A 15,228-nucleotide genomic window follows, 5' to 3' on the forward strand; every position below is an offset into this window, starting at 1 on the left:
ACGCGCTGCCCCGTCGGCGGGACGGCCTAGACCGCTTCGATCGTCTCGACCTCGGGGACGTAGTGCTTGATCAGGCCCTCGATCCCGCGCTTCAGCGTGATCGCCGACGATGGGCAGCCGGAACAGGCGCCCTGCATGGCGAGGTAGAGCGTGCCGTCCCTGTAGCCGCGATAGACGATGTCGCCGCCGTCATTGGCGACCGCGGGACGAACGCGGGTGTCGAGCAGTTCCTTGATCTGGTCGACGATGTCGGCATCGGCCGGGTCTTCCTCGACCGCGAAGTCGGCATCGGGGGCGACGTCGATCCGGCGGCGGTGCCGGGGCGAAACAGCGGCGCGCCGGTGACGAAATGGTCGAGCAGCAGGCCGATCACGTCGGGCTCGAACGCGTCCCAGAAGGTCGGGTCCTTGAGGCTCACCGAAATGAAGTCGCGGCCGAAGTAGACGCCGTCGACCTCGCCGGTTGCGAACAGCGCGGCGGCCAGCGGGCTGGCCTCGGCCGCTTCGGCGGTGGCGAAGTCGCGACCGCCCGATTCCATGACGGTCTGTCCGGGCAGGAACTTGCGGGTCGCCGGGTTGGGCGTGCGTTCAGTCTCGATCAGCATGCGCGCCATGTGGTCGCTGGCGGCCCGGCGATCAAGCCTCGTCGTCGGGCACCTGCCAGCTGTCGTCGATCATCTTGATCAGCGCCGAGAAATCCTTGGTGCCGCCACCGCGCTCGACAAAGCGCTGGTACAGCTCCTCCGCCTCGCCGCCCATCGGGGTGTAGGCGCCGGCCTCCTTCGCCGCCTCCATCGCCAGCTTGAGGTCCTTGAGCATCAGCGCCGCCGCGAACCCGCCGACATAGTCGCGGTCTGCCGGCGTTTCCGGGCCAACGCCGGGGACGGGGCAGTAGCTGGTCATCGACCAGCTCTGGCCGCTCGCCTTGGACGAAATGTCGAAGAAGGTCTGCGGGTCGAGCCCCAGCTTCTGCGCCAGCACGAACGCTTCACAGGTGCCGGCCATGGTGACGCCCAGCAGCATGTTGTTGACGATCTTCGCCGCCTGACCCGCGCCCGGTCCGCCGGCGTGGATGACGGCCTTGCCCATCTTGTCGAGGAAGGGCTGGGCCCGCGCGAAGCCTTCGTCGCTGCCCCGACCATGAAGGTAAGCGTTCCGCCCTCGGCCGCGGCGATGCCGCCGCTGACCGGCGCGTCGACCATGGTGAAACCGGCGAACGACGCCTCGTCCTCTACCTGCTTGGCGGTGGCGACGTCGATGGTCGAACAATCGATCAGGATCGCGGTCTTGGGCGCGTTGATCAGGACGTTCTTGCGATAGACTTCGGCGACATGCTTGCCGGCGGGCAGCATGGTGACGACCGCGTCGACATCGGCCACCGCCTGCTCCGCGCCTTCGGCGATAGTGCAGGCGTTGGTCGCCGCACGCGCCAGCGCGTCCTCGCTCAGGTCGAAGGCAATGACCTCATGCCCGGCCTTCGACAGGTTCGCGGCCATCCCGCCGCCCATGTTGCCAAGCCCGATGAATGCGACGCGTGCCATTAGTCCGTCCTCTTATGCATAACGTGACGAGTGAGTCTTCCGCCGAAGGCCAGAAACAGAATGAGCGGGAGAGCAATCAAACTTACGCGCCCGAACGCCGGCCAATCTCTCCACGGCCAATCCAATAAGAGGCCAGTCAAAAGACCGAACAGCGCGTAACCTATGACCACACTCAACGCGAACGATTGACCTCGTAGCGATAAAAAGAGCGCGCTCACGCTTGCGAAAAAGATGCAAGCGATAATGACAATACCGGCGCCCAACTATTTCCCCGTCCAGTTGCCCGGGCGCTTTTCGACGAAGGCGGCCATGCCCTCCTTCTGGTCGGCGCTGCCGAACAGGCCGTGGAACAGGCGCCGTTCGAAATTGATGCCCTGGGCCAGGCCCATCTCAAACGCGGCGTTGACCATTTCCTTGTTGGCGATCGCGGCGAGCGGGGCCATGCCGGCGATGGTTTCGGCGGTTTTGAGCGCTTCGTCGATCAGGTCGGCGGCGGGAACGACCCGCGCCACCAGCCCGCTGCGTTCAGCTTCCTCCGCGCCCATCATCCGGCCAGTCAGGCACATTTCCATCGCCTTGGCCTTGCCAATCGCCCAGGTAAGGCGTTGCGACCCGCCCATGCCAGGCGTCACGCCCAGCTTGATTTCCGGCTGGCCGAACTTGGCGGTGTCGGCGGCGATGATGAAGTCGGCCATCATCGCCACTTCGCAGCCGCCACCCAGCGCGAAGCCGGCGACCGCCGCGATCCACGGCTTGCGCGTGCGCGTGACCTGTTCCCACCCGGCGAAGAAGTTCGACGCGTACATCTCGGCGAAGCCTTGGGCCTGCATTTCCTTGATGTCGGCGCCGGCCGCGAACGCCTTTTCGCTGCCGGTCAGGACCAGGCAGCGCTGGCTGTCGTCCGCGTCATAGGCGGCGAACGCGTCGATCAATTCCTTGAGCACGCTCGTGTTGAGCGCGTTCAGCGCCTGAGGGCGATTGAGCGTGACCAGCGTCACCGCGCCCTTCTGTTCGACCAGGATGGTTTCGTAGCTCATCGTCACCTCGTCAAAAATCGAACGGCCGCCACGCTTCCTCGACCGGCAGCGGTACGAAAAAGGCGTCGACATCGCGGCTTCCGATCGACGCCGGATTGGTCGGCCGCCATTGCGGCGCATTGTCCTTGTCGATCAGCAGCGCGCGGACGCCTTCGCGGAAATCGGGATGGTGGATCAGGCGGACCATGATGCCATATTCCATCCGCATTTCGTCGATGAAATGAGGCTGGAACGGGCTTTCCTGGAGCAGCTTCAGGCTGACCTTGCAGGCCATTGGCGATCGCTTGCGGATCGTCGCCGCTTCCGTCGCCGCCCACTCGTCGCCCTCCTCGGCGCCGCGATCGAGGGCGTCGAGGATTTCCTCGAGCTCGTCCGACTCGAAATAGCGGTCGATCTTCGGCAGGTTGTCCATGATGCGCGGACGGGGCGGCTCGTCGTCGCTCAATTCGTCAAGGACGGCCTGCACGCGGAACGGCTGGTCCAGGATCCGGTCCTTCGCCTCGGGAAGCCGCTCCGACGGGACGTAGTGGGAGGCGAGACGCAGCTTGAGGCATTCGGACCCGTCGAGGCGAGCGCCGGTCAGCGCCAGGAATTGCGCCAGCCGCCCCGAAGCCGCGACAGGTATCGACCGCCGCCGACGTCGGGGAAGATGCCGATCGTCGTTTCCGGCATCGCCAGCACCGTCCGCTCGGTCGCGACGCGATAGCGGCAGGGCAGGGCGATGCCGACGCCGCCGCCCATCGTGATCCCGTCCATGAACGCCACGCCCGGCTTGGGGTAGGTATATTCGAGGTGGTTGAGGCGATATTCGTCGAAGAAGAAGGCGCGCGCCGCCGCATCCGCGCCGTCGACGCTGTTAGCGATATCGACCACGTCGCCGCCCGCGCAGAAGCCGCGCCCCTCGGCATGGTCGATCAGGATGATCCTGACTTCGGGATCGTCCCGCCATTCGAGCAGCGCGCTCGCCATGTCGCGCACCATCTGGCGATTGAGGCTGTGCAGGGCCTTGGGCCGGTTGAGCCGCAGGCGTCCGCCCTGGCCCTCCTTGATCGTCAATACGTCGGCGTTGGTCGTCATCATGTCCATCACGGCATCATCGCGTAGCGGCCGGGGGCAGGCTCGATGCCATCGGCGATGGCCCGCGCCGCGACCTGCTTGCCGCTGCCATGGTCGGTCAGCCAGCTCGTCCACCAAGGCCACCAGCTGCCCTCGTTGCGGGTCGCGCCGGCAAGCCAGTCGTCGGCATCTTCGGGCTTGTCGTCACGGGTCCAGAAGCCATGCTTGTTGGCCGCGGGCGGATTGATCACGCCGGCGTTATGTCCGGATCCGCCCAGCACGAAGTCTGCGCCGATATTGCGCGCGCCTCGATACACCGCGTCCCACGCGGAGACATGGTCGTCCTTCAAGGCGATGACCAACATCGGCGCCTCGATCTTGGCGAGGTCGACCGGCGTTCCGCGCACCGCGAAGCCGGCCGGTTCGGCCAGCTTGTTGTTGAGCAGCAGCTCGCGGTTGTAGCTCTTGAGGAAGGCGGCCGGGATGCGCGCTCCATCCTCGAACCAGTAGAGCAGGTCGCTCGGCGGCGCTTCCTTGTCGAGGAGGTAGTGGTTGACCACGCTCGACCAGATGAGGTCGTTGGCGCGCATCGCCGCGAACAGGCGCTGCAATTCCAGGCTGTCGATGAAGCCCTGGCTTTCGAGATGATCCTCGAGCGCCGACAGATGCCCTTCGTGAACGAAGGCCGACCAGTCGCGCATGTCGGCGAAGTCGACCAGGCTGCCGATCAGCGTAGCGCTGTTTGCGTCCTTGCCGCGCCCCTGCGCCGCCAGCCACGCCAGCGCGATCGCGACCAGCGTCCCGCCCAGGCAAAAGGCGAACAGGTCGGGCGCGGTGCCGGTGCGCCGCCGAACCTCGTCGACCGCTGCGACGACGCCGTCGACGACATAATCCTCGACGCCCTTGTCCTTGTGCGCTTGCGTGGGATTGACCCAGCTGACGACAAAAACGGTGCGGCCCTCGTCGACCAGCCACTTCACCAGGCTTTGGCGCGGCACCAGGTCGATCATGTAGAAACGGTTGACCAGCGGCGGCACGTACAGCAGCGGCTCGACCGCGACCTTGTCCGTCGTCGGCGAGTACTGGATCAGCTGGAACAGCTCGTTCTCGAACACGACCTCGCCCGGCGTCGCGGCGATGGTCTTGCCCTTTTCGAACGCACTCGGGTCGCTTCGGCGCTGGACGATGCCCTTGCCGCTGGTGACGTCTTCCAGGAAGTGCGCGAAACCCTGCACCAAATTGGCGCCGTTGGTTTCCTTCGTCCGCTTGACCACGTCCGGGTTGGTGCCGGCGAAATTGCTGGGCGATACGGCGTTCAAATATTGGTCGAGCAGGAAGCGGGCCATGGCCTGGCCGCTTCCGGTGCCGTCGCCGACCGAGATGACGTCGCGCAGCTGCTTCGACGCCAAGAGGTACGCGTCGCGCAGCCCGCGATAATAGGCGTCGTCCTGCCACTCGGGCGAGGCGAAGCGGCGGTCGCGGGGTTTTTCGCCCGCCTGGCCCGACAGGGCGCCCATCCAGAATTCGCCCCATTGGCGCGCCGCGTCCATCTGGACCTGCATCAATTCCTGCGGCCGGGCGGCGAGACCCATGGCGAATTCGCCGCTGGCCTGGGCGATGGCGAATGGATCGAACGGCAGGGTTGCCTTGACCTCGCCGCGCATCATCCGTTCCGCGGCCTCGGTCAGCCGCCGGGTCATATCCGCAAAGCCGTCGGTCACTGGCGGGTCAACTCGCGGCCGACGATCATCCGCATGACCTGGTTGGTGCCTTCCAGGATCGAATGGACGCGCAGGTCGCGCCAGAAGCGTTCGATCGGGTAATCCTGAAGGTAGCCGTAGCCGCCGTGAAGCTGCAGCGCGCGGTCGACGATCGAGCTGCCGTTGTCGGTCGCCAGCCGCTTGGCCATCGCCGCGAACTTGGTCTTGTCGGGGGCGTTGGCGGTCACCTTGGCCGCCGCGACATAGAGCAGCATCCGCGCCGCCTGCAGGTCCGTTTCCATGTCGGCCAAGGTAAACTGGGTGTTCTGGAAATCGGCGATCGCCTTGCCGAACTGCTTGCGGTCCTTCGTATAGGCGATCGCTTCGTCCAGGCAGCGCTGCGCCCCGCCCAGCGAGCAGGCGCCGATGTTGAGGCGGCCGCCGTCGAGGCCCATCATCGCGATGCGAAAGCCCTCGCCCTCGCCGCCGACGCGGTTCGACACCGGCACGCGCACCTCGTCGAAATTGACCTGCGCGGTGGGCTGCGAATGCCAGCCGAGCTTCTTCTCGTTCGCCCCGAAGCTGACCCCCGGCATGTCCTTCTCGATGACCAGGCAGCTGATGCCCTTCGGCCCGTCCTCGCCTGTGCGGACCATCGTCACGTAAATCTCGTTCTCGCCGCCGCCGGAGATGAACGCCTTGCTGCCGCTGACGACATAGTGGTCGCCATCGCGGACCGCGCGGGTCTTGAGCGCCGCTGCGTCGCTGCCCGATGACGGTTCGGTCAGGCAGTAGCTTCCGATCCGCTCCATCGGGATTAGCGAGGGGAGATACTTGTCCTTCAGCGCCTGGTCGCCGAAGCGGTCGATCATCCAGCTCGCCATGTTGTGGATCGAGATGAAGGCGCTGGTCGACGGGCAGCCATAGGCCATCGCCTCCATGATCAGCGCCGCTTCCAGCCGGCCAAGGCCGATGCCACCGGATTCCTCGCTGACATAGATTGATCCGAAGCCGAGCTCGGCGGCTTGCCGGATCGTGTCGCGCGGGAAGATGTGCTTCTCGTCCCACTCGGCGGCGAACGGCGTGATGGCGTCGGCGGTGAATTTCTGCGCCATCTCCTGGATCTGGCGCTGGTCGTCGGTCAGGTCGAACTGCTGCATGGCGGCGGCCTTAAGAGCCTCGTGCGCGGGCGACAAGCGCTATCGGGCGCTCGCCTCCTGCCGCCGCTTTTCCACCGCCAGCACTTCCTGCACCGACGGCCGCTGCTTCATCGTCTCGCGGAATTCGGCGAGGCGCGGCCAGCGGTCGAGGCCAAGGAATTTCTCGGCCCAGCCGGTGATGACGAAAAGATAGGCGTCCGGCAGGGTGATGTCCTTGCCCATTAGGTATGGGCCTTTGAACTCGCGCTCGACATAATCGAGCTTGTCGCTGACCAGCGCCTTTGTAAAGCTTTTGACATCATCGCTGGCGTCCGGCCTGAACAGCGGGCCGAAGCTCTTGTGAAGATCGGTGGTGATGAAATTCACCCACTCCAGCACTCGGTAGCGGCGGAAATCGCCGAGCAGGGGCAGCATGTCACCAAGCGCGGCGCGGTCGCCGATATATTGCAGGATGACCGCATTTTCGGTGAGCACCTCGCCATTGTCGAGCGCCAGCGCCGGCACGGCGCCCTTCGGATTGATGGCGAGATAATCGCCGCCATCGGCGGTCGTCTTGGCGCGAAGGTCAACCGGCACCGACGAGTGCGCCAGGCCCGTTTCGTGGAGCACGATGTGCGGGGCCTGGCTGCAGGCGCCGGGTGCGTAATAGAGGGTGAGCCCGCTCATCGCGTCACGCGCACCTTGCATAGTCGTAGGTGCCTTCGTCGTCGGCGCGTTTCAGCTTGTCGCCGGTGCGGGTCAACGTCACGACCTTGGTCCATTCCTGGCCCTCGCCGATGAAGGCATATTCGCCGCGAAACTGGTCGCGATTGCCGGACGCTGTTCCTTTAGCGTGGCGCGCGATTCGTAGAATTTGATCGTCTTGTCGTCGATCGTGATCAGGCCCTTGTTATCCGCCCGGGACGGGTCGCAATCGGCCGGGACCATTCCCCATCGGCCACGATACTGCGCGGGAATCTTCGCGGACACGGCGGTCGGCTGCGAACCGTTGGCGACCGCGTCGACCTGGTTCTCGGTCGGCTCGAGCGCCGGATTGCCCTCGTCGGCCGGGATGGTTTCGACGTCGGCTCCGGCCAGGTTGGCGTCGACGTCGTTGGCGGAAGTGTCCGTCCGCTGGCAGGCCATGGCTGCGAACGAGAGCAGGGCGGCGGCGATGAGGGTGCTAGTGCGTTTCATCCCCGACCAACGCCTCGGCCTCGATTTCGATGCGCCACTCGGGCCGGAGCAGCGCGGCCACGACGACCATCGTCGCCGCCGGACGCACCTTGCCGAAGAATTCGCCGTGAACCGCCCCGACCTCGTCGGCATCGGCCGGATCGACGATGAACATGCGGGTGCGGACGACGTCGCGGGCGCTTCCGCCCAGGTCGGCGATGGCCTTGAGGATGATCGCAAAGCAGCGCCGGGCCTGCGCGGCGGCGTCGCCGGGGGTCGACGACCCGTCGTTCTCGACCGGCGCTGTACCGGACACGAAGATACGATTGCCCACGCGGTGGCCGCGCGAGAAGCCGTAGAGCGCTTCGTAAGGGGAAGTCCCGTGCGCTTGTCGCCTCACTTCGTGGCCTCGTGAAGCACACGCTCGCGGAACAGCCTGCCCTGCAATTCCGTATTGTTGCGCTCGTACCAGCGCGGCTCGGGCTCGCCGGCCGCCCAGGCGATTGCCTCGGTCAGCGTGCCTTGGGCGGAGGGCACATCGACCCTCATCGCCAACGCGGCGATCGGGTCGGCATAGGCCTCGTCGGCGCTGACGATTGTCCAGCCGCGCTTGCGCAATCCCGCGACCAGGTCGCGGATATAGAGCGCGGCAAGGTCGGTCTCGTGAAGCAGCAGCATGTGTACCGGCGATCGCCCGGTCGTCTTGACCGCCAGCCGGTCGTAGAACTCCGACGCCTCGACCATGGTCTCGACATAGAGGTCGCGAAGCGCCTTGCGATCGATCTTCCGGCCCGCCGTCGCCGCCTCGACGGTCAGCGTTTCGAGGTTCCAGTCGGAACCGTCGACCGTCACATAGCCGTTCGCCAGTCCGCGCGCCTTCAGGCCCGCGCGAACCGCGTCCCGCTTGGCCTTGTCGCCCTGGCCTTCGTCCAGGAAGGGGAAGCGGAACCAGGGGCGGTGGCCGGGACGGCCGCGAAGCCAGCGCTCGGCCCGGTCGATGTCGGCCAGATAGTCCGCTGCCGGGATGGCGTTCAGATGGCGGTGGGCGAAGCTGTGGTTGGCAAGGACGTGCCCCGCCGCCGCATAGCGCGCGATCCGCCGCTCGCCGCCCGCCCCGTCGGGCTCGGCAAGGTTGCCGGGCGTGACGAAGAAGACGGCTTGCCGGACACCGGCAGCTTTCAGTCCGGTAATCAGCCGTGCAGTCCGCTGGTCGGGCGCCAGGAAGGCGCCGCGACCGCGCGGAACGTCGTCGAACGACAGGGCAATCCGCTTTTGCGCGACGGCCGGCGCGGACCAGCCGAACAGCGCGAGGATCAGCAGGATCGCCCAGCGCACCCGCTTACCCCATCGTCGGGATGTGGAACGCCTCGCGATGGTCCCCGCCGCCGATCCGTCGGGCCAGCGCTGGGTGACCGTCTTGACCTTGGTCCAGAACTTCACGCCTTCCATGCCGTGCTGGTTGGTGTCGCCGAAGCCGCTGCGTTTCCAGCCGCCGAAGGTGTGATAGGCGACCGGCACGGGGATCGGCACGTTGATCCCGACCATGCCGACATTGACCCGCGCCGCGAACTCACGCGCCGCGTGGCCGTTGCGGGTGAAGATGGCGACGCCGTTGCCATAGGGATGCTCGCTCGGCAGGCGCAGCGCCTCCTCGAAGCTGTCGGCGCGGACCATCTGCAGCACCGGCCCGAAGATTTCCTCCTGATAGCTCTGGAAGTGCGGCTTGACGTGATCGAACAGGGTCGGGCCGACGAAAAAGCCTTCCTCGTGCCCCTGCAGCGTGAACCCGCGACCGTCAACGACCAGCTCGCCGCCTTCGTCGGCGCACATCTGGATGTAGTTCTCGACGCGCTGCTTGTGGGCGGCATTGACCACCGGGCCGTAGTGCGCGTCGGGATCGTTGGACACGCCGACCTTCAGCTTGTCGATCGCGGGCACCAGCTTCTCGCGAAGCGCTGCCGCGGTGTCGTCGCCGACCGGCACGACCACCGGCAACGCCATGCAGCGTTCACCGGCCGAACCGAATGCGGCGCCGGTCAGGTCGGTGACGACCTGGTCCAGGTCGGCGTCGGGCAGGACGATGCCGTGGTTCTTGGCGCCGCCGAACGCCTGCACCCGCTTGTTGTTCGCGGTGCCGCGCGAGTAGATGTACTGGGCGATATCGGACGACCCGACGAAGCTGACCGCCTTGATGTCGTCATGGTCGAGGATCGCGTCGACCATTTCCTTGTCGCCATGGACGACCTGAAGGATGCCGTCGGGAAGGCCGGCTTCCTTCATCAGTTCGGCCAGCCGCACCGGCACCGAGGGGTCGCGTTCCGACGGCTTCAGGATGAAGGCGTTGCCGCAGGCGATGGCGACCCCGAACATCCACATCGGGATCATCGCCGGGAAATTGAACGGGGTGATGCCCGCGCCGATGCCCAGCGGCTGGCGCATCGAATAGACGTCGATGCCGGGACCGGCGCCGACCGAATATTCGCCTTTGAGAGCGTGCGGGATTCCGCAGGCGAACTCGATCACTTCAAGGCCGCGCTGCACGTCGCCCTTGGCATCGGCGACGACCTTGCCATGCTCGCTGGACAGCAGTTCCGCCAGGTCGTCCATATTCTGTTCGACCAGGTCCTTGAACCGGAACATCACGCGGGCGCGGCGCTGCGGATTGGTCGCGGCCCAGGCGGGCTGCGCGGCGAGCGCGGCGGCGACTGCCTTTTCCAGTGTCGCGGCGGTGCCGAGCCCGACCCGGGCCTGCACCTCACCATGGCTCGGGTTCCACACGTCGCTGCTGCGCGGGGCGTCCGAATGGCTGGTGCCGTTGATGAAATGGTCGATGGTACGCATGGGGCGGGGCCTCTTCCTGATTCCGTTTGGACCGCTCCCTATGCCCTGAAACGCGCGCTGGCTAGGCGGGGCAGTTCGCGTAGTGGCCGCGAAGCAGCCGCTGCCACGCCGCCGCCCCGCCCGCCTCGGTCCTGTCCAGCTTCAGCCGGAAATCCCTCATGCCGGGATGGTTGGGGACGCTCGCCTCCGCCTCGACGATCGCACCGGAGGCCGGATCGGTCCACAGCGTCCCGCTACCCTCCGTCCCGGCGATGAAGTGAAGGTCGAAGCGCCGCACGCTTCGGCCGTCGCGCTGTTCGATGCCGCGATGGGCGGCGTGGATCGTCGCCATCGACCGGACGAAATCCTTGTCGTCGGGCCACACCAGCGCCAGGGCGAACATGAACTCGTCGCTCGGTCGACGCTCCTGAAGGAAGGCGTTGAGGTCGCCCAGGTCGTAATCGAACAGGAACCACGGCATGCCCGCGGGCATCGTCGCGGTGTCGCTGATCGTCCCCTCGGGCAAGGTCACTGAAGCTGAAAGGGTGCGCGTGTTGGGCTCCATGCTCAGCCGCCCGAAGCGCGCCTGCGTGCCGTCCTTCGCGACCTTGCCGGCGTCGAGATACTTCGCCTCCCAACTGGCCGGGTCCATTTCGGCCGTGACGAAAGCGGCGGTCGCGCACTTCGACACCCACTTGTAAACCGCGACCTCGGTCGCGGCGGGACGGAACTGGACGATATGCTCCGGCTCGCTGCCGTCACGATTTGACCGGATGTAGTGACGGATCAGCCCGTCCGGCGAACCGGCGGCCAGCGCGGCAACGGCGATCAAGCTCAGCATCAGCCCCCTTTAAGTGTATTAGGCGTATAACACAATAAGCGGCTCGACGGGCGGGCGGCGATGCTGGTAGCGGCGCAGCCATGCCCGTCGCGCCGCTTTCCACCGATCGCCCGGTCGCCCAGCGCCAGCTGGCGGGGATGGCGCTGCGGTTGCTGACGGCGGCGCTGCTCAGCGCGATGTTCGCGATGATCAAGCTGGCTGGACAGCGCGGAGTCCACGTCGTCGAAAGCCTGTTCTGGCGGCAGGTCGGATCGGCGGTCTGCGCCACCGCCTGGGTCGCGATCGGCCCGGGGTTTGCCAGCCTGCGCACGCGACGGGTACGCGCCCATGTCGAACGGATGGCGCTCGGCCTCGTTACCATGGCGCTCAACTTCCTCGCTTTCATGATGCTGCCGCTGGCGGAGGCGACGGCCATCTTCTTCTCGGCGCCGATCTTCTCGACCCTGCTCGCGGCGACGATGCTGAGCGAACCGACCGGACGCTGGCGGTGGGGCGCGGTGATCGCCGGCTTCCTCGGCGTGCTGGTCATCGTCCGTCCCGGCGGGGCGGATCTTCCGTTGTCGGGCGCGTCGGTCGCGCTCGTCGCGGCGCTGCTGACCGCGTCGGTGACCATCGTCATCCGCCGGCTGTCGGCGACCGAGGCGGCGGCGACCACCGTGTTCTGGTTCGCGACCAGCTCGCTGGTCCCGCTCGGACTGCTGATGCTCTTCTTCGGGCAGGTGCACGATGCGACGACGATGGCCCTGTTCGCCGGGATCGCGCTGACCGGCGGGCTGGCGCAGCTAGCGCTGACCGGGGCGCTTAGGCTGGCGCCGGTCGCGCTGGTCATGCCGATGGATTACACCGGCCTGATCTGGGCGGCGCTGCTCGGCCTGCTGATCTTTGGTGAATGGCCGGCACCGGTGACCTGGATCGGCGCGCTGATCGTCATCGCCTCCGGACTCGTCATCCTGTGGCGCGAACAGCGGCTCCATCGCCGCGCCGCGCCGGTCACCGACAGCTAGCGCCGGGACCGCCGTCCGGCCGGGCGGAGCATCCACAGCGCCCCGGCGGCGATAACGACGATGCCGCCGATCTCGAGCCAATGGTTGAGGCGAGGCGTCCCGATCTGGCGGTTGATCAGCGCATCGATCCTCTCCAGAGACGCGGCGCGGATGAAGACGAAGCCCATCAGCATCGCCAGCCCGACCATCGACAGCTTGACCTGCGCGCCGGCCCGCCGGAGCCGCGCCACCATCAGCACCGCCGCGACCAGCATCAGCGCCAGGATCGCCCCGACGAACATGTATTGATAGGGCCGCCGATCCTCGTACCAACCCTGGTTCTTGGCGACGGTCCGGCCGATGTCGGTGAACAGCGTCTGCAGGTCGATCTGCTTGTTGATGCATAGCAGGGCGAGGATGACGGCCAGCGCTTGCCACCAGCGCCGCTCGGTCTTGGGCGACTTGCCCGCCGCCAGCCAGCACAGCACCGCCGCCACCGCGTAGGCCGCGACCGTTACCCATCCCAGCGTCGTGGGATCGCCGATTCCCGGCTTCCAACCGAACATTACTGCCCCCTCAATCGTTCCTGGCGGTGTCCTATTGGGTTGCCGATGGGGCAACAAGCCGCCACTTGAGGACCGATGCCCAAAAAACCGGCCCCCGGCCTGCCAACGCCGAAACAGATCCTCGACTTCATCGAACAATCCGGCAGTCCCGCCGGAAAGCGCGAGATCGCCCGCGCCTTCGGGCTGCACGGTCATGAGAAGATCCTGCTCAAGGCGCTGCTCAAGGACATGGCCGACGAAGGCCTGATCGACAGCGCGCCCGGCCGCGCCTTCCACAAGGCGGGCGGCGTGCCGAAGGTCACGGTGCTTCGGGTCATCTCGGTCGATGACGGCGAGGTATGGGCGACGCCGGAAAGCTGGCACGCCGACACGCCCGCGCCGCGCCTTCGCGTGATGGAGCGCGGCAAGCGGTCCGCGCTGGCGCTTAACGACCGGATCTTGGCCCGCACGGAAGAGCGGGGGAAGGGGCACATCGCCCACCCGATGAAGCGGCTCGCCCGGTCGGCGGAACTGATCCTTGGCGTCGTCCGCAAGGAAGGCAGTCGCCACTATCTATCGCCGGTCGACAAGCGCGAGCGGAGGGAATTGCCGATCGCCGACCTTGGCGAGGCGCAACCCGGCGACCTCGTGCTGGCCGAACCGCAGGGCCGCCCGCCCAAGACGGTGGCGCGGGTCGATGCCATCCTTGGCGATCCCTTCGCGCCGCGCAGCTTCAGCCTGATCGCCATCCACAAGCACGGCATTCGCGACACCTTCCCCGAGGAGGCGATCAAGGAGGCCGAACGGGTCGCCAAGCTCGACCTCGGCGAGCGCGAGGACCTCACCCATCTGCCGATTGTCGCCATCGATCCGGAGGACGCGCGCGACCATGACGACGCGATCTGGGCGGCGCGGCGCGAGGACGGCGACGGGTGGGACGCGATTGTCGCCATCGCCGACGTCAGCTTCTACGTCCGCGAGAATTCGGCGCTCGATAAGGAGGCCTCGGCGCGCGGCAACAGCGTCTATTTTCCCGACCGCGTCGTGCCGATGCTGCCCGAGGAATTGTCCGCTGACATCTGCTCGCTAAAGGCGGGCAAGGTGCGCGCGGCGATGGCCTGCCATCTTCATGTCGGCAAGGACGGCGCCCCTAAATCATGGCGCTTCTCACGTGCCAAGATTTGCGTGGCCGCAAACATTGCGTACGAAAATGCACAGGCTGCCATCGACGCGGCCGGAGAGGAAATCGTCGAGGTCGCCTCATCGCCGTGCTCGATGCCGCCGGTCGAAGGGCCGGTGCCGGCCGAGCTGGTCGAAGGCGCGCTGAAGCCGCTGTGGGAATGCTGGCGGGCGCTGCTCGCCGCCCGCGAAAAGCGCGAACCGCTGGAGCTCGACCTGCCCGAACGGCGCGTGATGCTCGACGAAAAGGGCCGCATCCTGTCGGTCGCACCGCGCGAGCGGCTCGACGCCCACCGGCTGGTCGAGGACTATATGATCGCCGCCAACGTCGCGGCGGCCAAGGCGCTGGAAAAGAAGAAGGCGCCGGTCATGTACCGCGTCCACGAAGCGCCGGGCCGCGAGAAGCTGGTCGCGCTCAAGGATTACCTTGGCACCTTCGACATCGAGTTCGCGCTGGGCCAGGTGATCAAGCCCGGCACCTTCAACCGCATCATCGAACGGCTGGGCGACAGCGATTCCCGGCCGGAGATCATGGAGCAATTGCTGCGCACTCAGATGCAGGCACGCTACGGCCCCGAACCGCTCGGCCACTTCGGGCTGGCGCTGCCGAGCTACGCCCATTTCACCTCGCCGATCCGCCGCTATGCCGACCTGCTCGTCCATCGTGCGCTGGTGCGAAGCTACAAGCTCGGCGACGGGCCGCTTAGCGAGGGCCGCGCTAGCGAATTCGAGAAAATCGGCGAGCATCTTTCGATGCTGGAACGGCGCGCGATGGAGGCGGAGCGGGAAACGATCGATCGCTACGTCGCCGCCTACCTCGCCGACCGTGTCGGGCAGATCATCCCCTGCCGCATCACGGGCGTGCAGCCGTTCGGTTTCTTCGCGACGGTCGAAGGGCTGGGCGGCGACGGGCTGGTCCGGCGGCGATCCTCGGCAACGAATATTTCCGCTTCGACGAGGCGGCCCGGGCCCTGATTGGGGATCAGAGCGGGGAGACCTTTAAGCAGGGCCAGCGACTGGAACTGAAGCTGGTCGAGGCCAATCCGGCGTCGGGTGCGCTGCGCTTCGAATTGCCCCAAGGCAGGTTCGCCGCCCCGCCGCGCGAACGCCGCGACCGCACCCGCGTCACGCCGCGCCGTGGCCGCCCGACGAATATCCGGCACCAGGGGCGCAAGCGCTAGGAAGCGCGTTTCACCTGCGTTATAGGCCCGC

Annotated in this window: 10 protein-coding genes and 5 pseudogenes; 2 read left to right on the forward strand and 13 right to left on the reverse strand. The window is 66.7% G+C overall.

Annotated elements, in window-relative coordinates:
- Positions 1-26: 26 nt before the first annotated feature.
- The 12 genes and pseudogenes from H9L12_RS02175 to H9L12_RS02230 form a co-directional block, all read right to left on the reverse strand.
- A pseudogene (locus H9L12_RS02175) lies at positions 27-604 on the reverse strand (NifU family protein).
- 31 nt (positions 605-635) lie between these two features.
- Positions 636-1,540: pseudogene (gene mmsB / locus H9L12_RS02180) on the reverse strand (3-hydroxyisobutyrate dehydrogenase).
- Between the two features lie 263 nt (positions 1,541-1,803).
- A complete protein-coding gene (locus H9L12_RS02185) occupies positions 1,804-2,577 on the reverse strand; it encodes an enoyl-CoA hydratase (RefSeq protein WP_187542435.1) in 774 nt (257 codons plus the stop codon).
- A 10-nt stretch (positions 2,578-2,587) separates the two neighbouring features.
- Positions 2,588-3,654, reverse strand: a pseudogene (locus H9L12_RS14340) (enoyl-CoA hydratase/isomerase family protein).
- An 8-nt stretch (positions 3,655-3,662) separates the two neighbouring features.
- Positions 3,663-5,354 (reverse strand): PHA/PHB synthase family protein, encoded by a 1,692-nt coding sequence (locus tag H9L12_RS02195; protein WP_187542436.1) that lies wholly within the window; start codon positions 5,352-5,354, stop codon positions 3,663-3,665.
- On the reverse strand, positions 5,351-6,493 hold the full coding sequence (locus H9L12_RS02200; RefSeq protein ID WP_187542437.1) for an acyl-CoA dehydrogenase family protein: 1,143 nt from the start codon (positions 6,491-6,493) through the stop codon (positions 5,351-5,353). Before H9L12_RS02200 ends, H9L12_RS02195 begins: the two co-directional genes overlap by 4 nt.
- 39 nt (positions 6,494-6,532) lie before the next feature.
- Positions 6,533-7,159, reverse strand: coding sequence for a glutathione transferase GstA (gene gstA / locus H9L12_RS02205; protein WP_187542438.1), 627 nt, complete (start codon positions 7,157-7,159; stop codon positions 6,533-6,535).
- Between the two features lie 78 nt (positions 7,160-7,237).
- Positions 7,238-7,669, reverse strand: a complete 432-nt coding sequence (locus H9L12_RS02210) for a hypothetical protein (RefSeq protein WP_187542439.1) — start codon at positions 7,667-7,669, stop codon at positions 7,238-7,240.
- Positions 7,656-8,048 (reverse strand): RidA family protein, encoded by a 393-nt coding sequence (locus H9L12_RS02215; RefSeq protein ID WP_187542440.1) that lies wholly within the window; start codon positions 8,046-8,048, stop codon positions 7,656-7,658. The genes H9L12_RS02210 and H9L12_RS02215 overlap by 14 nt, the downstream gene beginning before the upstream one ends.
- On the reverse strand, positions 8,045-8,983 hold the full coding sequence (locus tag H9L12_RS02220) for a polysaccharide deacetylase family protein (protein WP_187542441.1): 939 nt from the start codon (positions 8,981-8,983) through the stop codon (positions 8,045-8,047). The genes H9L12_RS02215 and H9L12_RS02220 overlap by 4 nt, the downstream gene beginning before the upstream one ends.
- Before the next feature lie 4 nt (positions 8,984-8,987).
- Positions 8,988-10,489: pseudogene (locus H9L12_RS02225) on the reverse strand (CoA-acylating methylmalonate-semialdehyde dehydrogenase).
- 61 nt (positions 10,490-10,550) lie between these two features.
- Complete coding sequence (locus tag H9L12_RS02230; RefSeq protein WP_187542442.1) at positions 10,551-11,309, reverse strand: hypothetical protein; 759 nt, start codon at positions 11,307-11,309, stop codon at positions 10,551-10,553.
- A gap of 80 nt (positions 11,310-11,389) precedes the next feature.
- Between H9L12_RS02230 and H9L12_RS02235 the strand changes: the two genes are divergently transcribed.
- Positions 11,390-12,313, forward strand: coding sequence for a DMT family transporter (locus H9L12_RS02235; protein ID WP_187542443.1), 924 nt, complete (start codon positions 11,390-11,392; stop codon positions 12,311-12,313).
- Here the strand turns inward: H9L12_RS02235 and H9L12_RS02240 are convergent.
- Positions 12,310-12,858 carry an isopropylmalate isomerase gene (locus H9L12_RS02240; RefSeq protein WP_187542444.1) on the reverse strand — a complete coding sequence of 183 codons (549 nt, stop codon included), beginning with the start codon at positions 12,856-12,858 and terminating at the stop codon, positions 12,310-12,312. The genes H9L12_RS02235 and H9L12_RS02240 overlap by 4 nt on opposite strands.
- A gap of 75 nt (positions 12,859-12,933) precedes the next feature.
- On the opposite strand from H9L12_RS02240, the pseudogene H9L12_RS02245 reads away from it, so the two are divergent.
- A pseudogene (locus H9L12_RS02245) lies at positions 12,934-15,197 on the forward strand (ribonuclease R family protein).
- The last annotated feature ends 31 nt before the right edge of the window (positions 15,198-15,228 follow it).

Origin of the sequence: Sphingomonas rhizophila (genome assembly GCF_014396585.1) — a bacterium.
In the GTDB taxonomy this organism is placed as follows: domain Bacteria; phylum Pseudomonadota; class Alphaproteobacteria; order Sphingomonadales; family Sphingomonadaceae; genus Sphingomicrobium; species Sphingomicrobium rhizophilum.